The organism is Bradyrhizobium sp. HKCCYLS1011 (assembly GCF_051167795.1).
Taxonomy (GTDB): Bacteria; Pseudomonadota; Alphaproteobacteria; order Rhizobiales; family Xanthobacteraceae; genus Bradyrhizobium.
Map to the genome: position 1 here is coordinate 574,354 of NZ_JBNPTT010000007.1, position 14,130 is coordinate 588,483.

Genomic DNA, 14,130 nt, shown 5'->3' on the forward strand with positions numbered 1-14,130 from the left:
AGGACCGTTAAGGTCCTGGCCAAGCAAAAAGGGAGGGACCATGCTGAAAACGATCGATCCGCTGCTCAATGCAGATGTGCTGTACGCGCTGCGCGCGATGGGCCATGGCGACCGTCTGGTCATCTGCGATACCAATTTCCCGGCCGATTCAATCGCGCGACAGACCGTGTTCGGCGAGCTGCTGCGCATCGACAATGTCAGCGCGGCGCGCGCTGCCCAGGCAGTGCTCTCGGTGCTGCCGCTCGACACGTTCGTGGACGACGCCGCTGTCAGGATGGAGATCGTCGGTCATCCGACCGAGGTGCCGCCGGTGCAACAGGAGGTGCAGGCGGTGATCGATCGCGCCGAGGGTAAGTCCTGGCCGCTGGTCGGCGTCGAACGCCATGCCTTCTATGAGCAAGCCAAGAATGCCTATTGCGTGATCGCGACCGGCGAGCGCCGCTTCTATGGCTGCTTCCTGTTCGCCAAGGGCGTGATCCCGCCGGATGGAGCGCAGTAATCATGGCGCAGACAGGTGTTGCCATTCTTGGCGTGTTCGTGGCCGATCTGGCGTTTCGCGCATCGCGGCTGCCTACCATCGGCGAGACCATGATCGGCTCGGGTTTCGCGGTCGGGCCGGGCGGCAAGGGCTCGAACCAGGCCGTCGCCGCGGCGCGGGCAGGGGCCGGCGTCAGCTTCATCTCCAGGATCGGGAAGGACACCTTTGCCGAGCTCGCGCTGAAGACCTGGGCCGCCGAGGGCATCGTGCCGCGGGTCACGCAGGTGGAGACATCGACAGGCGCGGCTTTCATCTATGTGCACGAGACTCGTGGCGATAACGCCATCATCATCGTGCCGGGGGCCGCGGGTGGCATCTGCGTGGCCGACGTCGACGCAGCGGCTGATGCGATCCGCGCCAGCAAGGTGTTCGTCACCCAGCTCGAGCAGCCGGTCGAGGCGGCGCAGCATGCGCTGACACTCGCGCGCGATGCCGGCAGCATCACCGTGTTCAATCCCGCGCCAGCGATCCCGTTCGACGACGCGCTCTATGGACTCTGCGATTACGTCGTTCCGAACGAGACAGAGGCGGAGGGGCTGACTGGTATCGCGGTTTCCGATCTCGCCGCCGCGCGCCGCGCCGGCGATGCGCTGCTTGCCAAGGGCGCCGGCACCGCGCTGATCACGCTCGGCGACCGGGGGGCGCTGTTTCATGCCCGGGATCGCTCGGTGCCTGTGCCGCCATTTGCTGCTGGAAAGGTTGTGGAGACCACTGGCGCCGGCGACGCCTTTGTCGGCGGCTTTGCCGCGGCGCTCGCCGGCGGCGCCGATCCGCTTGAGGCCGCGCGCTTCGGCTCGGCTACTGCCGGCATTTCGGTGACGCGGCCGGGTACGGCGCCGTCGATGCCGCGCCGCGCCGAGATCGAGGCTCTGCTCGAGGGGCAGCCTGCGTCATGATGCGGAACGATCCGATCAAGCACGTCTTCATCTGGCCCGCTGTGCTGGTCGTGCTGGCGATCTCGATCTTTCCGCTGATCTATTCCCTGACCACGAGCTTCCTGAGCTACCGGCTGATCCCGCCGATGCCGCCGCGCGTGGTCTGGCTGGGCAACTACATCCAGCTGCTGCAGGAGCCGCGCTTCTGGAACGCGATCCTGACCACGACGCTGATCGCGGTCACGGCGGTCGGTTTGCAATATGTGATCGGATTCGCCGTGGCGCTGGCGCTGAATGCGCGGATCCCCGGCGAACGCCTGTTCCGCGTCGCTTTCCTGCTGCCGATGCTGCTGGCGCCGGTCGCGGTGGCGCTGGTTGCGCGCATGATGTTCAACCCGACCATGGGGCCGCTCAACCAGCTGCTCGGCCATTTCGGCCTCGTCAACCTGCCGTTCCTGACCAATGGCCGTTGGGCGCTCGCCTGCATCATCGCGGTGGAGGTCTGGCAATGGACCCCGTTCGTGATCCTGATGCTGCTCGCGGGCCTGCAGACCTTGCCTGAAGATATCTACGAGGCGGCCGAGCTCGAGAACGCCAGCAACTGGCAGCAGTTCTGGGGCATCACCTTTCCGATGATGCTGCCGATTTCGGCTGCCGTGGTCTTCATCCGCCTGATCGAGAGCTACAAGATCATGGACACGGTGTTCGTCATGACGGGCGGTGGACCGGGAGTCGACACCGAGACGCTGACCTTGTTCGCCTATCAGGAGGGGTTCAAGAAGTTCAATCTCGGCTACACCTCGGCGCTGAGTTTCCTGTTCCTGATCGCGATCACCATCATCGGCATGACCTATCTGGCGCTGTTGCGGCCTCATCTGGAGAAGCGCCGATGAGTGCGAGCAACCTCAGAGGCCTGTCGCCTTGGTCGCGCCGTCTGGTGGCGCTCGGCTGTCTCGCCTGGTGTCTGATCACGGTGTTTCCGCTTTATTGGGTGGTGGTCACCGCGTTCAAGACGCCGCCCGGCGTCGTCGGTGGCCCGACCTACATTCCCTTCGTCGACTTCGCGCCGACGCTGCAGCCCTTCATCGATATCTATCAGGGCATCCGCGGCGCGTTCTTCCATACCTTCCTGAACTCGACCATCGTCGGTTTCTCGGCAGCGCTGCTCGCCACCGCGATCGGTGCGATGGCGGCCTATGCGCTGGTTCGCTTCGAATTCAGGGTACGGCTCGGCGCCGGCCTGGCCTTCTTCGCGCTCGCGCTCGGCGGCTACCTGGCGTTCAACACCTATCTCGGCTTGACGCGGCCACAGGCGCTGTTGTCGGCGTTTCCGCTGGCGCTGGCCGCCGCCGTGATCGCCAATCGGCTGCCGCTGCCGGGACCGATTCTCGGCAACGAGGACATCCTGTTCTGGTTCGTCAGCCAGCGCATGTTCCCGCCGATCGTCACGGCCTTCGCGCTCTATCTGCTCTATAGCGAGATCGGCCGGCTCGGCTTCCAGCTCATCGACAGCTTCCTCGGCCTGACCCTGTGCTACGTCGCCTTCTCGCTGCCGATCGTAGTCTGGCTGATGCGCGACTTCTTCGAGGCACTGCCAATCGAGGTCGAGGAGGCCGCGATGGTCGACAATGTGCCGAGCTGGCGCATCTTCCTCGGCATCGTGGTGCCGATGTCGATGAACGGGCTGATCGCGACCTTCATGATCACGCTCGCCTTCGTCTGGAATGAATTCCTGTTCGCGCTGTTTCTGACCAATTCGCGCTGGCAGACGCTGCCGATCCTGGTCGCGGGACAGAACAGCCAGCGCGGCGACGAATGGTGGGCGATCTCGGCGGCTGCGCTGGTCGCCATCGTTCCGATGATGGTGATGGCAGCACTGCTGAGCCGGATGATGCGGTCGGGCATGCTGCTCGGCGCAATCAAGTAGCGACCAACAACGTAACGACCAAAGAAGAAGTCTGTAGAGGGAGAAAACACCATGTTGAGACGAACATTGCTGATGCTTGCGACCTCGCTGGTCACTGTTTACGCCGTTGGCGACGCGAAGGCCGCATGCAGCCCGGACTATTCTGGCGTCACGCTCACGGTCGCGACGCAAACCGGACCTTATATTGCGTCGGCGCTGAAGCTCGGTGCCGACGAATGGAGCAAGAAGACCTGCGGCAAGGTCAACGTCGTTGAATTCCCCTGGTCGGAGCTCTATCCGAAGATCGCGACCTCGCTGACCTCGGGCGACGCCACTTTCGACATGGTGAGCTTCGCGCCGGCCTGGTTGCCGGACTTCGTGCCTTACCTCACCGAGATGCCGAAGGACATGCAGTCCGGCAAGGACTGGGACGACATCGAGCCGGCCTATCGTGAGCGGCTGATGGTGTGGGACGGCAAGATCTATTCGCAGTCGATGGATGGCGACGTCCATACCTACACCTATCGCAAGGATCTGTTCGATGACCCCAAGGAAAAGGACGCCTTCAAGGCGAAATACGGTTACGACCTGGCGCCGCCGAAGACATGGAAGCAGTATCTCGACATTGCGGAATTCTTCCAGCGGCCGGACAAGGGGCTGTGGGGCACGGCGGAAGCGTTCCGCCGCGGCGGCCAGCAGTTCTGGTTCTTCTTCAGCCATGCCGCGGCCTACACCAACAACCCGAACTACCCGGGCGCGATGTTCTTCGATCCGGAAACGATGGACGCGCAGATCAACAATCCCGGCTGGGTGAAGGGCCTTGAGGAATACATCCGCGCCTCCAAGCTCGGGCCGCCGAACGCGCTGAACTTCTCGTTCGGCGAGGTCAATGCGGCCGTGGCCGGCGGCCAGGTTGCGGAATCGATCGGCTGGGGCGATACCGGCGTCATCGCCGCCGATCCGAAGCAGTCGAAAATCTCCGGCAAGGTCGGCTCGGCCGTGCTGCCCGGCTCGGACGAGATCTGGAACGCCAAGATCAAGAAGTGGGACAAATTCCCCGAGGTGCTGCCCGGTCCGTTCATGGCGTTCGGCGGCTGGCAGATCGCAGTGCCGAAGGCCGGCAAGAACCAGCAGGCGGCCTGGGATTTCGTCAAGACGCTGACCAGCCCCGAGGTCTCCGGCCAGGCCGCGATCACCGGCGGCACCGGCGTCAATCCGTACCGCAAATCGCATACTGCGAATCTGGAGCTGTGGAGCAAGATCTTCACGCCGCAGGAGGCCAAGGAATATCTCGGTGCTCAGGCGGATTCGATCAACGGCAAGAACGTCGCGCTCGACATGCGTCTGCCCGGTTATTTCTCCTACACCGAGGTGGTGGAAATCGAGCTCGGCAAGGCCTTGGCGGGCCAGACCACGCCGCAGGCCGCGCTCGATGCGATGGCCAAGGAGTGGAACCGGCTGACCGACGAGTTCGGCCGCGACAAGCAACTCGCCGCCTATCGCGCGGCGATGGGCCTGCCGCCGAAGAAGTAATGTGAGAATGAATGGTTCCGGATGGCGCACGCGCCATCCGGGATGGTGCGAGAAGACGGAAAGCATGTGATGGCCGGCGTTGAGATCGACAATGTCTCCAAAGCCTATGGGTCCTACAGGATCATCGAGGGGCTCGACCTCAGCGTTGTCGATGAGGAGTTCGTCGTGCTGGTCGGCCCGAGCGGCTGCGGCAAGACCACGACCTTGCGGATGATCGCGGGGCTCGAGACGGTGACATCGGGCACGATCCGGATCGGGCAGCGCGACGTCACCGATCTGCGACCCGGCTTGCGCAATTGCGCGATGGTGTTCCAGAACTACGCGCTCTATCCGCACATGAGTGTCGCCGAGAACATCGGTTACGGCATGAAGGTGCGCGGCGAGTCGCGTACGCATGTCGAGAAGGCGGTCAAGGAGGTCGCGCGCGTGCTCGACCTCGAGCCCTATCTCGACCGCCGTCCCAAGCAGCTGTCGGGTGGCCAGCGCCAACGCGTCGCCATCGGCCGGGCCATCGTGCGCAGCCCCGACGTGTTCTTGTTTGACGAGCCGCTGTCGAATCTCGACGCCAAGCTCAGGATCGAGATGCGCACCGAGATCAAGGCGCTGCATCGCCGGCTCGCCAAGACTATCGTCTACGTCACCCACGACCAGGTCGAAGCCATGACCATGGCCGACCGTGTCGTGGTGATGAACAAGGGTCGCATCGAACAGGCCGCCGACCCGATCTCGCTCTATGAGCGGCCATGCAATTTGTTTGTCGCCGGCTTCATCGGCGCGCCCAGCATGAACTTCATCGAGGGCGAGGTCGTCGCGCGCGACGGCGGGCTCGTGTTCGCGGAGGCTTCCGGCACGGCGCTCACGCTGCCGAAATGCAGGGAGGCAGTCTACGGCGGATATCTCGGAAAGCCGGTGGTGCTCGGCGTGCGGCCCGACCATATCGCTCGCCACGGGGCTGCGACAGGCACGACCGCCAGCATGATCGTGAAGGATGTCGAGCCCCTCGGCCCGCACACGCTGGTCATCGGTTCCGTCGGCCGTTTTCCTTTTACGGCGCAGATGCCGGTCGGCGTGGCCGCCGAGCCCGACCAGCGCTTCGACGTGCCGCTCGATCTGGACAAGGCACATCTGTTCGACAAGGCCACTGGCAGGGCGATCGCGGTGTAAGCTGCGCTCGAGCCGCGCAGTCGCGCCAGCCCGCTCCAGATGACACGCTCGGCTTGTGCTTCGCGCAAGCCGATTCCATGGCGCCGATTGTTTCCCTCCAGAGCTCCTTCGCTTAGGATGTGCTAGCTTCGCGCGACGACTTTGATCCCACGATTTGGAAGCCATCCATTGAGAGCCAAGAAGCCCGGGGCTGCGTGGCGGCATGCCAATATCGGCCGCCTCCTGAACAACGCGGTACGTCGTTTCGAGGCTCGCGTCCTTGAACTGATGAGCGCAAGCGGTCATGCCCAGACGCGCATTGCCCATGTGAACCTGACCCGAAATCTCGACGTGGAGGGGACTCGGCTCACCGAGCTCGCCCGGCGCGCCTCAATGAGCAAACAGGCAATGGGCGAACTGGTCGACCAATGTGCCGAGTTCGGGCTGGTCGACCGTGTGCCCGATCCGAGTGACGGCCGCGCCCGCATCGTCAAGTTTACGCCGGCCGGTCTGGCCTGGCTGGACGCGTTCCGGGATGCCGTGGATGTCGCAGAGCGCGAAATGCGCGCGGAGCTCGGCAAGGCGACCATGGGTGCCATCCTGCGGGGCCTCGCGGCGTACGGGTCGACCTTCGATACGCTCGACGATGACATATAGTCAGGTAACTTGACGATTTTGGCGGGTCGCCTTATCCTGCAGGCAATGCCTGAGAGGGGGGAGGCGTCTTGGAGACACATCTGACCGCGGCGGTCCTGATTGCGGGCGGCGGGCCTTGCGGACTGATGCTCGCTAATGAGCTGGGTCGGCGAGGCGTCTCCGCCATCCTGGTCGACGAGAAGCCGGGCACGGCATTCAACCCCCAGGCCAATGCGACCCAGGCGCGCTCGATGGAGCATTATCGTCGGCTGGGCTTTGCCGGCGAGATCAGGCAGGCGGGCCTGCCTGCCGACTATCCGACCGATGTCGCCTATTTCACCCGCTACACCGGCTACGAACTGGCGCGCTTTCAGCTGCCGTCTTCGAATCGTGCGACCGAGCTGATCAAGGGATTGTCGGGCTCTTGGAGCGCCGCTGAACTGCCGCATCGGGTCTCGCAGAAATTCGTCGAGGCGATCCTGCGCCGGCATGCGGAGCGGTTGCCGGGCATCCGACTTCACTACGGTCACCGGCTCGTCAGCTATGCCGAGCGAGAAGGCGCGATCATCGGCGAGATCGAGAGCGTCGATGATGGTCGCCGCTTTCAGGTCCACGCCGATTTTCTGGTCGGTGCGGACGGGCCGCGGTCGACGATCCGGCAGTCGCTGGGCATTGCTTATGGCGGCGAAACCGGGACGCAGCGCGATTTCATGGGCGGGCGCATGCTGGCCGTCTATGTCAGCTGTCCTGCGTTCTACGCAAGCATCCCTCATTCCAAGGCCTGGATGTACAACTGCTTCAACCGCGACCGCCGCGCCTTCATGGCGTCGGTGAACGGGCGCGACGAGTTCGCCTTCCACACTCAGCTGCGGCCGGGAGAAGATGAGAGCGCGATCACCATGGCCGACGCGAAGGCCGCCTTCCAGCGCGCCTGCGGAAGGCCGCTCGACTGCGAGGTTCTGTCGTTTCTGACCTGGACGGCCGGGCACGCCTTGGTCGCCGATGGCATGCAGCGGGGCAGGGTGTTCCTCGGGGGCGATGCCGCGCATCTGTTCACCCCAACGGGTGGGCTCGGCTACAACACCGCAATCGAGGATGCCGTCAATCTTGGCTGGAAGCTCGCGAGCGTCATCAAGGGTATCAGTCCGGTCTCGTTTCTCGACAGTTACGAGTTCGAACGTCGTCCAGTTGCGCTCCGCAACACCGATCATGCACGGCGGTTTGCGGATTCGCTCGGGCTCTATGCGGCCGCCCCGGAACTCGAGGACGCCACGGACGCAGGCGAGGCGGCCAGACGCAAGGCGGGCCTCTATCTCGACCAGCATGCCCGTGCCGAATTCAACATCCCCGGCATCACGTTCGGTGGCCGGTATGATGGTTCGCCGATTATCGTCTCCGACGGCAGCTTGCCGCCACCGGACGCGGCCAATGTGTGTGTCCCGAGCGCCTGTCCGGGAGGCCGCGCCCCTCATGCCTGGCTCGACGATGGCACGTCGCTCTATGACAGGTTTGGCTTCGAATGGACGCTGCTGCAATTTGGCGACGTCGTTTCCAATGCGGCTTCCATCGGCGAGGCGGCCCGCGCAATGAAAGTCGATCTCAAGATCATCACGCTGCCGAGGTCCTTGCGCGACTTCTATGAAGCAGACCTCGCCCTCATCCGCCCCGATCAGATCGTCGCCTGGCGCGGCAACGCGTCGCAGGCTGGAACGCTCGGGACGATGCTTGCCCGTGCCCTCGGGCGGGCGGCGAATTGACCGACGGCTGCTTTCACCGGTCGTGCTCAGGGAGCGTTGTTGCGCCGTGCGCGGGTCCTTCTGCCAGACGAGGCATCCCAGGGCCATGAGGATTTCAGGAGTCCGGCTTTCCGCCGAGCTGGTTCGGTCCCTCTTCGAGAAATTCCAGTGCTGAGTCGATCTGGGCCAGCAGACGTTCGAGTTCTGCCCGTTCGTGCATGCCCGGCTCCTCCTGCAGCCGGTCCAGCAGCTGCGTCTTGCGCGCGAGAAGTTTTGCCACAGTGGTCATGTCGGTCTCCTGAGGCGGCGCCATTTCGTCAGCCAGGAGAAGGCGGACCGCGGCGCCAAATCCGGGTCGGCAGGCTTATCCGGCTCGCCGGGGGAACCGTCCTTTGCATCAGCGTCCGCCAAACGCTGCAGGAGGATGCCGAGCCGCACAGGGAGGCCTGGCTTGTCGCGAGACAGCTCCAGTCGAAGATGTTCTGCGACCTTGTCGCGGAGCGCGCGGTTGTTGTCTGGGGCAAGCGCCATTGCGGGGCCTACGATTGCCAACAAGAAGTCCGGTTTTGGGCGAAGGGTTCCTGAGATGTTTTTGGCCATTCCCAGGAACAAAGACTGATTTGCCGCGTTTTGGGGTGCGTTGGGGGCTGGTGGCTTTGTGGGAAGGTTCAGCGTGCTTGGTCGAAAGTATATCGCACGGCAAGTTGCAACGCTCTTGCAGTTCGCCAAATCCACCAACAATCCGACGCTCTCGGCTGTTCTCGTTGAGAAGGCGGCCGAACTCAAAGCGCGGGTCGATGAGGGGCAATATGCGGACCTCTCCGCAGCGGCGCCCGACGTGCAGCAGCGGGATTGAAGGTCGGGGCAGGCTTGCGGCCCGGCTCTTCGCTCTGAAGTTCCCGGAATGAATTTGCAGGTGGCGGCGCGTGGGCTGCAGATCGACGCGACCATGCACTTCGCCAGCCTGAGGGGGTCATCGTGAATGAATTGCCTGTCATTCTCCTGGTCGAAGACGAAGAGGCGCTGCACGATTTCCTCAAGGACGCGCTGACCGACGCCGGCTTCGACCTGACCGTGTCCGCCTCGGCGGATGAGGCGCTGACGCTGCTCACGAGCGGCGTCGTCAGCTACCGGGCGCTCGTGACCGACGTCAATCTGAAAGGTCCGATCGACGGCTGGGATCTTGCCAGGCAGGTGCGGGAGATCGAACCCGTTTTTCCCGTCGTCTACATCACGGGAGAAGCTGCTGATCATTGGGCCTCGCAGGGGGTGCCCAACAGCATCCTGGTCAAGAAGCCGTTCGCGCCCGCCCAGCTGGTTACGGCCATATCCCAGTTGTTGAACGTCGGGTCGGCCCATCCGCCGCTCTGAACATCCCGCGTTCGCAATCATCTCGGCAGCTACCGCATAATATCTCTCGCCTTGGCCCGGTCGAAATCGTTCTCCCAGAGCGCGACGACGATGGTGCCGAGGCTGTTGCCGATCACATTGATCAGCGCGCGGGGCGGGTTCACGAAGCGATCGACGCCGAGCAGAAGGACGATGCCGGCGAGCGGGATCGTATTCATGGTCGCAAGCGTCGCCGCCAGCGTGACGAAGCCCGCGCCGGCGACCCCGGCCGAGCCTTTCGAGGTGAGCATCAGCACCAGCAGGATGACGAGTTCCTGCGTGGTGGTCAGCGGCGTGCCGGTGGCCTGCGCGATGAAGAGCGCGGCGAGCGAGAGGTAGATCGCGGTACCGTCGGCGTTGAAGGTGATGCCGGCGGGAACGACGAGGCCCACGACCGTGCGTGGGCAGCCAATGGCTTCGAGCTTCTCCATGACCTGCGGCAGCACCGCCTCTGATGACGAGGTGCTGAACACGACCAGCAGCTCCTCGCGCAGATAGCGCAAGAGTGCGAACAGGCTGATCCCGGCGACGCGCGCCGCCAGACCGAGCACGACGATGACGAACAGCGCGGACGCGACGTAGCAGCAGAGCACGAACTCGCCGAGCGCCACCACGCTGCCGAGACCGTATTTGCCGATGGTGAAGGCCATGCCGCCGAAGGCCGCGAGCGGCGCCAGATACATCACGACGCGGACGACGCCGAACAGCGCGGTCATGAGCTGGTCGAAGATGTCCAGCAGCGGCTGCACTTTCTCCCGGAGCTGCGACAGCACCACGCCGAACAGCACCGCGAACAGGATGATCTGCAGCATGTTGTTCTGCGCGAACGCCTGGGTGATGCTGGACGGGATCAAATTGAGCAGGAATCCCTGCAAGGTCATCTCCTGCGCCGAATGCGCGTAGCCTGCGACCAGATCGGCATTGAGCGTGCTGGGGTCGACATGCAGCCCGGCGCCCGGCTTCACGATGTCGGCGGCGAGCACGCCGATGACGAGCGAGATGGTCGAGAGAATCTCGAAATAGAGGATCGCCTTGAGGCCGACGCGGCCCACCTCGCGCAAATTGCCCATGCGCGCGATGCCGACGACGACGGTGAGGAAGATCACCGGCGCGAGCAGCATCCGGATCAGCTTGACGAAGCCTTCCGCCAGCAGCGCGGTGTCCGCGGCGGCCTTCGGCGCGACGATGCCGAACACGATGCCCAGGATCGCTCCGATCAGGACCTGCAGCCAGAGCGGACCGAGGATGGGTCGACGCACCGCTGCAGCTTCAACTGAGATCGCCGACATGGCGTTTCCTTCCCTTGATATTCTTATGATCAGGCTTTGCGTCGCGGCGCCGCGCGGCGTCGGGACAGGATCGGGAAATGGCTCAGGCGCTGAGCTCGGACATCACCTTGTAGAGATCGGCCTTGCCCTCGAAACCGATGCCGGGCAGCGGCGGCAGGGTGACGTGGCCATTCTCCACCCGGACGCTGTCCGGGAAACCGCCGAACGGCTGGAACAGGTCGGGATAGGATTCATTGCCGCCAAGGCCCAGGCCCGCCGCGATCGCGAGCGACATCTGATGGCCGCCATGGGGGATGCAGCGCGACGGCGACCAGCCATAGGACTTCAGCATGTCGAGCGTGCGCAGATATTCGACGAGCCCGTAGCTCAGGGCGCAATCGAATTGCAGCCAGTCGATCTCCTTGCGCATGCCGCCGTAGCGGATGAGGTTGCGCGCATCCTGATGGCTGAACAGGTTCTCGCCGGTCGCCATCGGCTTGGCGTAGTGCTGCGCAAGCTCGGCCTGGAGCTCGTAATCGAGCGGATCGCCGGCCTCTTCGTACCAGAACAGATCATAGGCCGAGAGCGCCTTGGCATAGTCGATCGCGGTCGTCAGGTCGAACCGGCCGTTGGCGTCGACCGCCAGCCGGCAGCCTGAGGGCAGCAAGCCGAGCACGGCTTCGATGCGGGACAGATCGTCCTTCAGCGGCACGCCGCCGATTTTCATTTTCACCACCGTATAGCCGCGGTCGAGATAGCCTCGCATCTCGTCCTTCAGCTTGGTGTTGTCCTTGCCGGGATAGTAGTAGCCGCCGGCGGCATAGACGAACACCTTGGGGTTGGCGGCGCGGCCGTGGGCGTCTGCCAGATATTGGAACAGCGGCTTGTTCGCGATCTTCGCGGTCGCATCCCACACCGCCATGTCGATGGTGCCGATGGCGACCGAGCGCTCCCCATGCCCGCCCGGCTTCTCGTTGCGGAACATGGTGGCCCAGATCCTGTGCGGGTCGAGATTGTCGCCGGCGTCGTTGAGCAGGCTGTTTGGCTCGGCCTCCATCAGGCGGGGGATGAAGCGCTCGCGCATCAGCGCGCCCTGGCCGTAGCGGCCGTTGGAATTGAAGCCGTAACCGACCACCGGCTTGCCATCGCGGACCACGTCCGTGATGATGGCGACCAGGCTCAGCGTCATCTTGCTGAAATCGATGTAGGCGTTGGCGATGGGCGAGGCGATAGGGTAGGTACGTTCACGGATGTCGACGATGCGCAAGGCGAGCCTCCCGGTTCGTGAGGTCGTTGTGGCACCCGGTGAGGTGACGATGCCAATGCCGATTTCGTATCGGGCGAGGCGCAAACGGCATCAAGCGGTGCCATGAGCTTGGAAGCGGACCATGGAGCTGATCTGGCTCGAGGATTATCTCGAGCTTGCCCGCACCGGCAATTTCTCGCGTGCCGCCGAGGCGCGGCATCTCACGCAGCCGGCCTTCAGCCGCCGCATTCGCGCGCTGGAGGAGTGGGCCGGAGTGACGCTGTTCGATCGCGCCACACAGCCGGTGCAGCTGACCGCGGCGGGGCGTGAATTCCAGCCGCTGGCGGCGATGTTGATCCGCCGCATCGCCGATGCCCGCGCCCATGTGCGCGAGGTTGCGGCGGCGGAAGCGGCGACGATCCGGATCGCGGCCACGCACGCGCTGTCGCTGATCTTCTTTCCACCCTGGCTGAAGCGGCTGGAGGCCGCCGGGCTGATCTGCTGCGTGCAGCTGACCTCCGACACGCTGAGCGCGGTCGAGACCTTGCTGCTGGATGGGCGCGCGCATTTCCTGCTGTGCCATGTGCATGACGAGGTCCCGCTGCGCCTGCCGGCGAACGAGTTCGTCTCGGCCGCCGTCGCGAACGATCGGTTGATGCCCTGCGCGGCACCGGGCCTGATCGCGAACGGAGCCGCGTCGCTGTCCGAGGCGCCGCTGCTCGCCTATGGCGCTGGCTCGGGATTGGGCCGGATCCTGCGCGGCCTGCTCGGCACGCGCTTGCCGAGACTGTTGACGGCGCCGGCGCTGACAGCGGATCTCGCCGGCGCGTTGCGGGCGCTGTGCCTGGATGGGCGCGGTGTCGCCTGGCTGCCTGCAACGCTGGTCGAAGATGATTTGAAGTCCGGCCGGCTCGTGACCTTTGCCGATGCGTCCCTCGAGGTGCCGGTCGCTGTCAGGCTGTTCCGGCCGCTGATGCCGCTGACGCCGACGGCGGAGGAGCTGTGGCGGCTCGCGCAGGAGCAGGGGAGCTGAGTGGCCGCGAGCCACGGCGTCGAGGTCGTCGCGGCGGGTTGCGCTGGCATTCGGCTCGATCCGAGCGTCCATCTGAGCACTGGGCATCGAGCACTGGGCATCGTCCATCCGAAATCCTTCGTGCACCTCGCTGAGCATGACGCCGCGCTCTCGCGGCGCGCCTGGCGTCCGAGCTGTGTCGATCAGTTCGGCCCTCGCAAGACGAGGGCGCAGGGAAGGCCGGATGCAGGGCCTGCACCCATGGCCCGCCTGCAGAAGAAAAGCAGGCGGCAGTCACCACAGGTACGGCCGAACACCGGCCTTCCCTGCGCGATGGTTTTGACGGCTGCTTCGCGTTCTCCCCGGTGCGCCGGGCTTGTTGGCCACCGTTGCCTGCGCGACGCGTGAGCGTCGTCGCAAACGTAATCCTAGCGTCGGAGGATCAGGACCGCGCGACTTGACCGTGCGCGCCAGTGTTGTTCGTCGGCGAGATGACCCCGCTGCAACACCGACACGCCCACCGCATCCCGCACTCAACGTCCGTGACGACCGCGATACGCCCCTCGAGCGAGGCGGGACGTGGATAGAGAAGCATAATTTCTGATAAAACGAAACAGGAAAATTGAGGCTGGACCGACCTAAGAGGGGTGATGCGATTGAACCGGCTTGCGAAATGAGTTTTTCTGTGCACGTCGTTTCAGCAGAAATTGCGCCTTGATCGGCGAGAGAGACGAGCTGATCGCGCATCTGCGCCCGTGATTGCGCGCAGGCGATTTGCCCGACGAGGCTGGGCAAGAATGTGAGTTACAAGGCTGGGTGGGCTCGGCGCGGTGCGACTTCGAGCGATA

The 14,130-nt window shown here is 64.4% G+C and carries 14 protein-coding genes; 11 read left to right on the forward strand and 3 right to left on the reverse strand.

From position 1 onward, the window contains the following. Positions 1-40: 40 nt before the first annotated feature. The 8 genes from ACQR1W_RS25780 (at position 41) to ACQR1W_RS25815 (ending at position 8,388) form a co-directional block, all read left to right on the forward strand. Positions 41-499, forward strand: a complete 459-nt coding sequence (locus tag ACQR1W_RS25780; protein ID WP_434853427.1) for an RbsD/FucU family protein — start codon at positions 41-43, stop codon at positions 497-499. Positions 500-501: 2 nt separating this feature from the next. Then, positions 502-1,434, forward strand: a complete 933-nt coding sequence (locus tag ACQR1W_RS25785; RefSeq protein ID WP_434853428.1) for a ribokinase — start codon at positions 502-504, stop codon at positions 1,432-1,434. Further along, complete coding sequence (locus tag ACQR1W_RS25790) at positions 1,431-2,306, forward strand: carbohydrate ABC transporter permease (protein WP_434853429.1); 876 nt, start codon at positions 1,431-1,433, stop codon at positions 2,304-2,306. Before ACQR1W_RS25785 ends, ACQR1W_RS25790 begins: the two co-directional genes overlap by 4 nt. After that, entirely contained in the window at positions 2,303-3,340 is a 1,038-nt protein-coding gene (locus tag ACQR1W_RS25795) for a carbohydrate ABC transporter permease (RefSeq protein ID WP_434853430.1), read from the forward strand. Before ACQR1W_RS25790 ends, ACQR1W_RS25795 begins: the two co-directional genes overlap by 4 nt. A 51-nt stretch (positions 3,341-3,391) precedes the next feature. Continuing rightward, positions 3,392-4,852, forward strand: a complete 1,461-nt coding sequence (locus ACQR1W_RS25800) for an extracellular solute-binding protein (protein ID WP_434853431.1) — start codon at positions 3,392-3,394, stop codon at positions 4,850-4,852. 69 nt (positions 4,853-4,921) lie between these two features. Then, complete coding sequence (locus tag ACQR1W_RS25805) at positions 4,922-6,016, forward strand: ABC transporter ATP-binding protein (protein WP_434853432.1); 1,095 nt, start codon at positions 4,922-4,924, stop codon at positions 6,014-6,016. A 168-nt stretch (positions 6,017-6,184) separates the two neighbouring features. Continuing rightward, a complete protein-coding gene (locus tag ACQR1W_RS25810; protein ID WP_434853433.1) occupies positions 6,185-6,652 on the forward strand; it encodes a MarR family winged helix-turn-helix transcriptional regulator in 468 nt (155 codons plus the stop codon). A gap of 68 nt (positions 6,653-6,720) precedes the next feature. Continuing rightward, positions 6,721-8,388 carry an FAD-dependent oxidoreductase gene (locus ACQR1W_RS25815; protein WP_434853434.1) on the forward strand — a complete coding sequence of 556 codons (1,668 nt, stop codon included), beginning with the start codon at positions 6,721-6,723 and terminating at the stop codon, positions 8,386-8,388. A gap of 94 nt (positions 8,389-8,482) precedes the next feature. Here ACQR1W_RS25815 and ACQR1W_RS25820 read toward each other — a convergent pair whose 3' ends face one another. Continuing rightward, positions 8,483-8,656 carry a hypothetical protein gene (locus tag ACQR1W_RS25820; RefSeq protein WP_434853435.1) on the reverse strand — a complete coding sequence of 58 codons (174 nt, stop codon included), beginning with the start codon at positions 8,654-8,656 and terminating at the stop codon, positions 8,483-8,485. A gap of 384 nt (positions 8,657-9,040) precedes the next feature. On the opposite strand from ACQR1W_RS25820, the gene ACQR1W_RS25825 reads away from it, so the two are divergent. Further along, a complete protein-coding gene (locus ACQR1W_RS25825; protein WP_434853436.1) occupies positions 9,041-9,223 on the forward strand; it encodes a hypothetical protein in 183 nt (60 codons plus the stop codon). 122 nt (positions 9,224-9,345) lie between these two features. Next, positions 9,346-9,738: a response regulator gene (locus ACQR1W_RS25830; protein ID WP_434853437.1), complete on the forward strand. Its 393-nt coding sequence runs from the start codon at positions 9,346-9,348 to the stop codon at positions 9,736-9,738. A 29-nt stretch (positions 9,739-9,767) separates the two neighbouring features. Here the strand turns inward: ACQR1W_RS25830 and dctA are convergent, their stop codons facing one another. Beyond that, entirely contained in the window at positions 9,768-11,045 is a 1,278-nt protein-coding gene (gene dctA / locus ACQR1W_RS25835; RefSeq protein WP_434853438.1) for a C4-dicarboxylate transporter DctA, read from the reverse strand. A gap of 82 nt (positions 11,046-11,127) precedes the next feature. Beyond that, on the reverse strand, positions 11,128-12,291 hold the full coding sequence (locus tag ACQR1W_RS25840) for a mandelate racemase/muconate lactonizing enzyme family protein (RefSeq protein ID WP_434853439.1): 1,164 nt from the start codon (positions 12,289-12,291) through the stop codon (positions 11,128-11,130). Between the two features lie 121 nt (positions 12,292-12,412). Here ACQR1W_RS25840 and ACQR1W_RS25845 point away from each other — a divergent pair, with 121 nt between their 5' ends. Beyond that, on the forward strand, positions 12,413-13,303 hold the full coding sequence (locus ACQR1W_RS25845) for a LysR substrate-binding domain-containing protein (protein WP_434853440.1): 891 nt from the start codon (positions 12,413-12,415) through the stop codon (positions 13,301-13,303). The last annotated feature ends 827 nt before the right edge of the window (positions 13,304-14,130 follow it).

What these genes read in the sequence shown, in the direction of transcription:
- ACQR1W_RS25805 (WP_434853432.1), top strand. Translation starts at nt 4,922, where the DNA reads ATGGCCGGCGTTGAGATCGACAATGTCTCCAAAGCCTATGGGTCCTAC.
- ACQR1W_RS25785 (WP_434853428.1), top strand. Translation starts at nt 502, where the DNA reads ATGGCGCAGACAGGTGTTGCCATTCTTGGCGTGTTCGTGGCCGATCTG.
- ACQR1W_RS25845 (WP_434853440.1), top strand. Translation starts at nt 12,413, where the DNA reads ATGGAGCTGATCTGGCTCGAGGATTATCTCGAGCTTGCCCGCACCGGC.
- dctA (WP_434853438.1), bottom strand. Translation starts at nt 11,045, where the DNA reads ATGTCGGCGATCTCAGTTGAAGCTGCAGCGGTGCGTCGACCCATCCTC.
- ACQR1W_RS25790 (WP_434853429.1), top strand. Translation starts at nt 1,431, where the DNA reads ATGATGCGGAACGATCCGATCAAGCACGTCTTCATCTGGCCCGCTGTG.
- ACQR1W_RS25800 (WP_434853431.1), top strand. Translation starts at nt 3,392, where the DNA reads ATGTTGAGACGAACATTGCTGATGCTTGCGACCTCGCTGGTCACTGTT.
- ACQR1W_RS25820 (WP_434853435.1), bottom strand. Translation starts at nt 8,656, where the DNA reads ATGACCACTGTGGCAAAACTTCTCGCGCGCAAGACGCAGCTGCTGGAC.
- ACQR1W_RS25795 (WP_434853430.1), top strand. Translation starts at nt 2,303, where the DNA reads ATGAGTGCGAGCAACCTCAGAGGCCTGTCGCCTTGGTCGCGCCGTCTG.
- ACQR1W_RS25780 (WP_434853427.1), top strand. Translation starts at nt 41, where the DNA reads ATGCTGAAAACGATCGATCCGCTGCTCAATGCAGATGTGCTGTACGCG.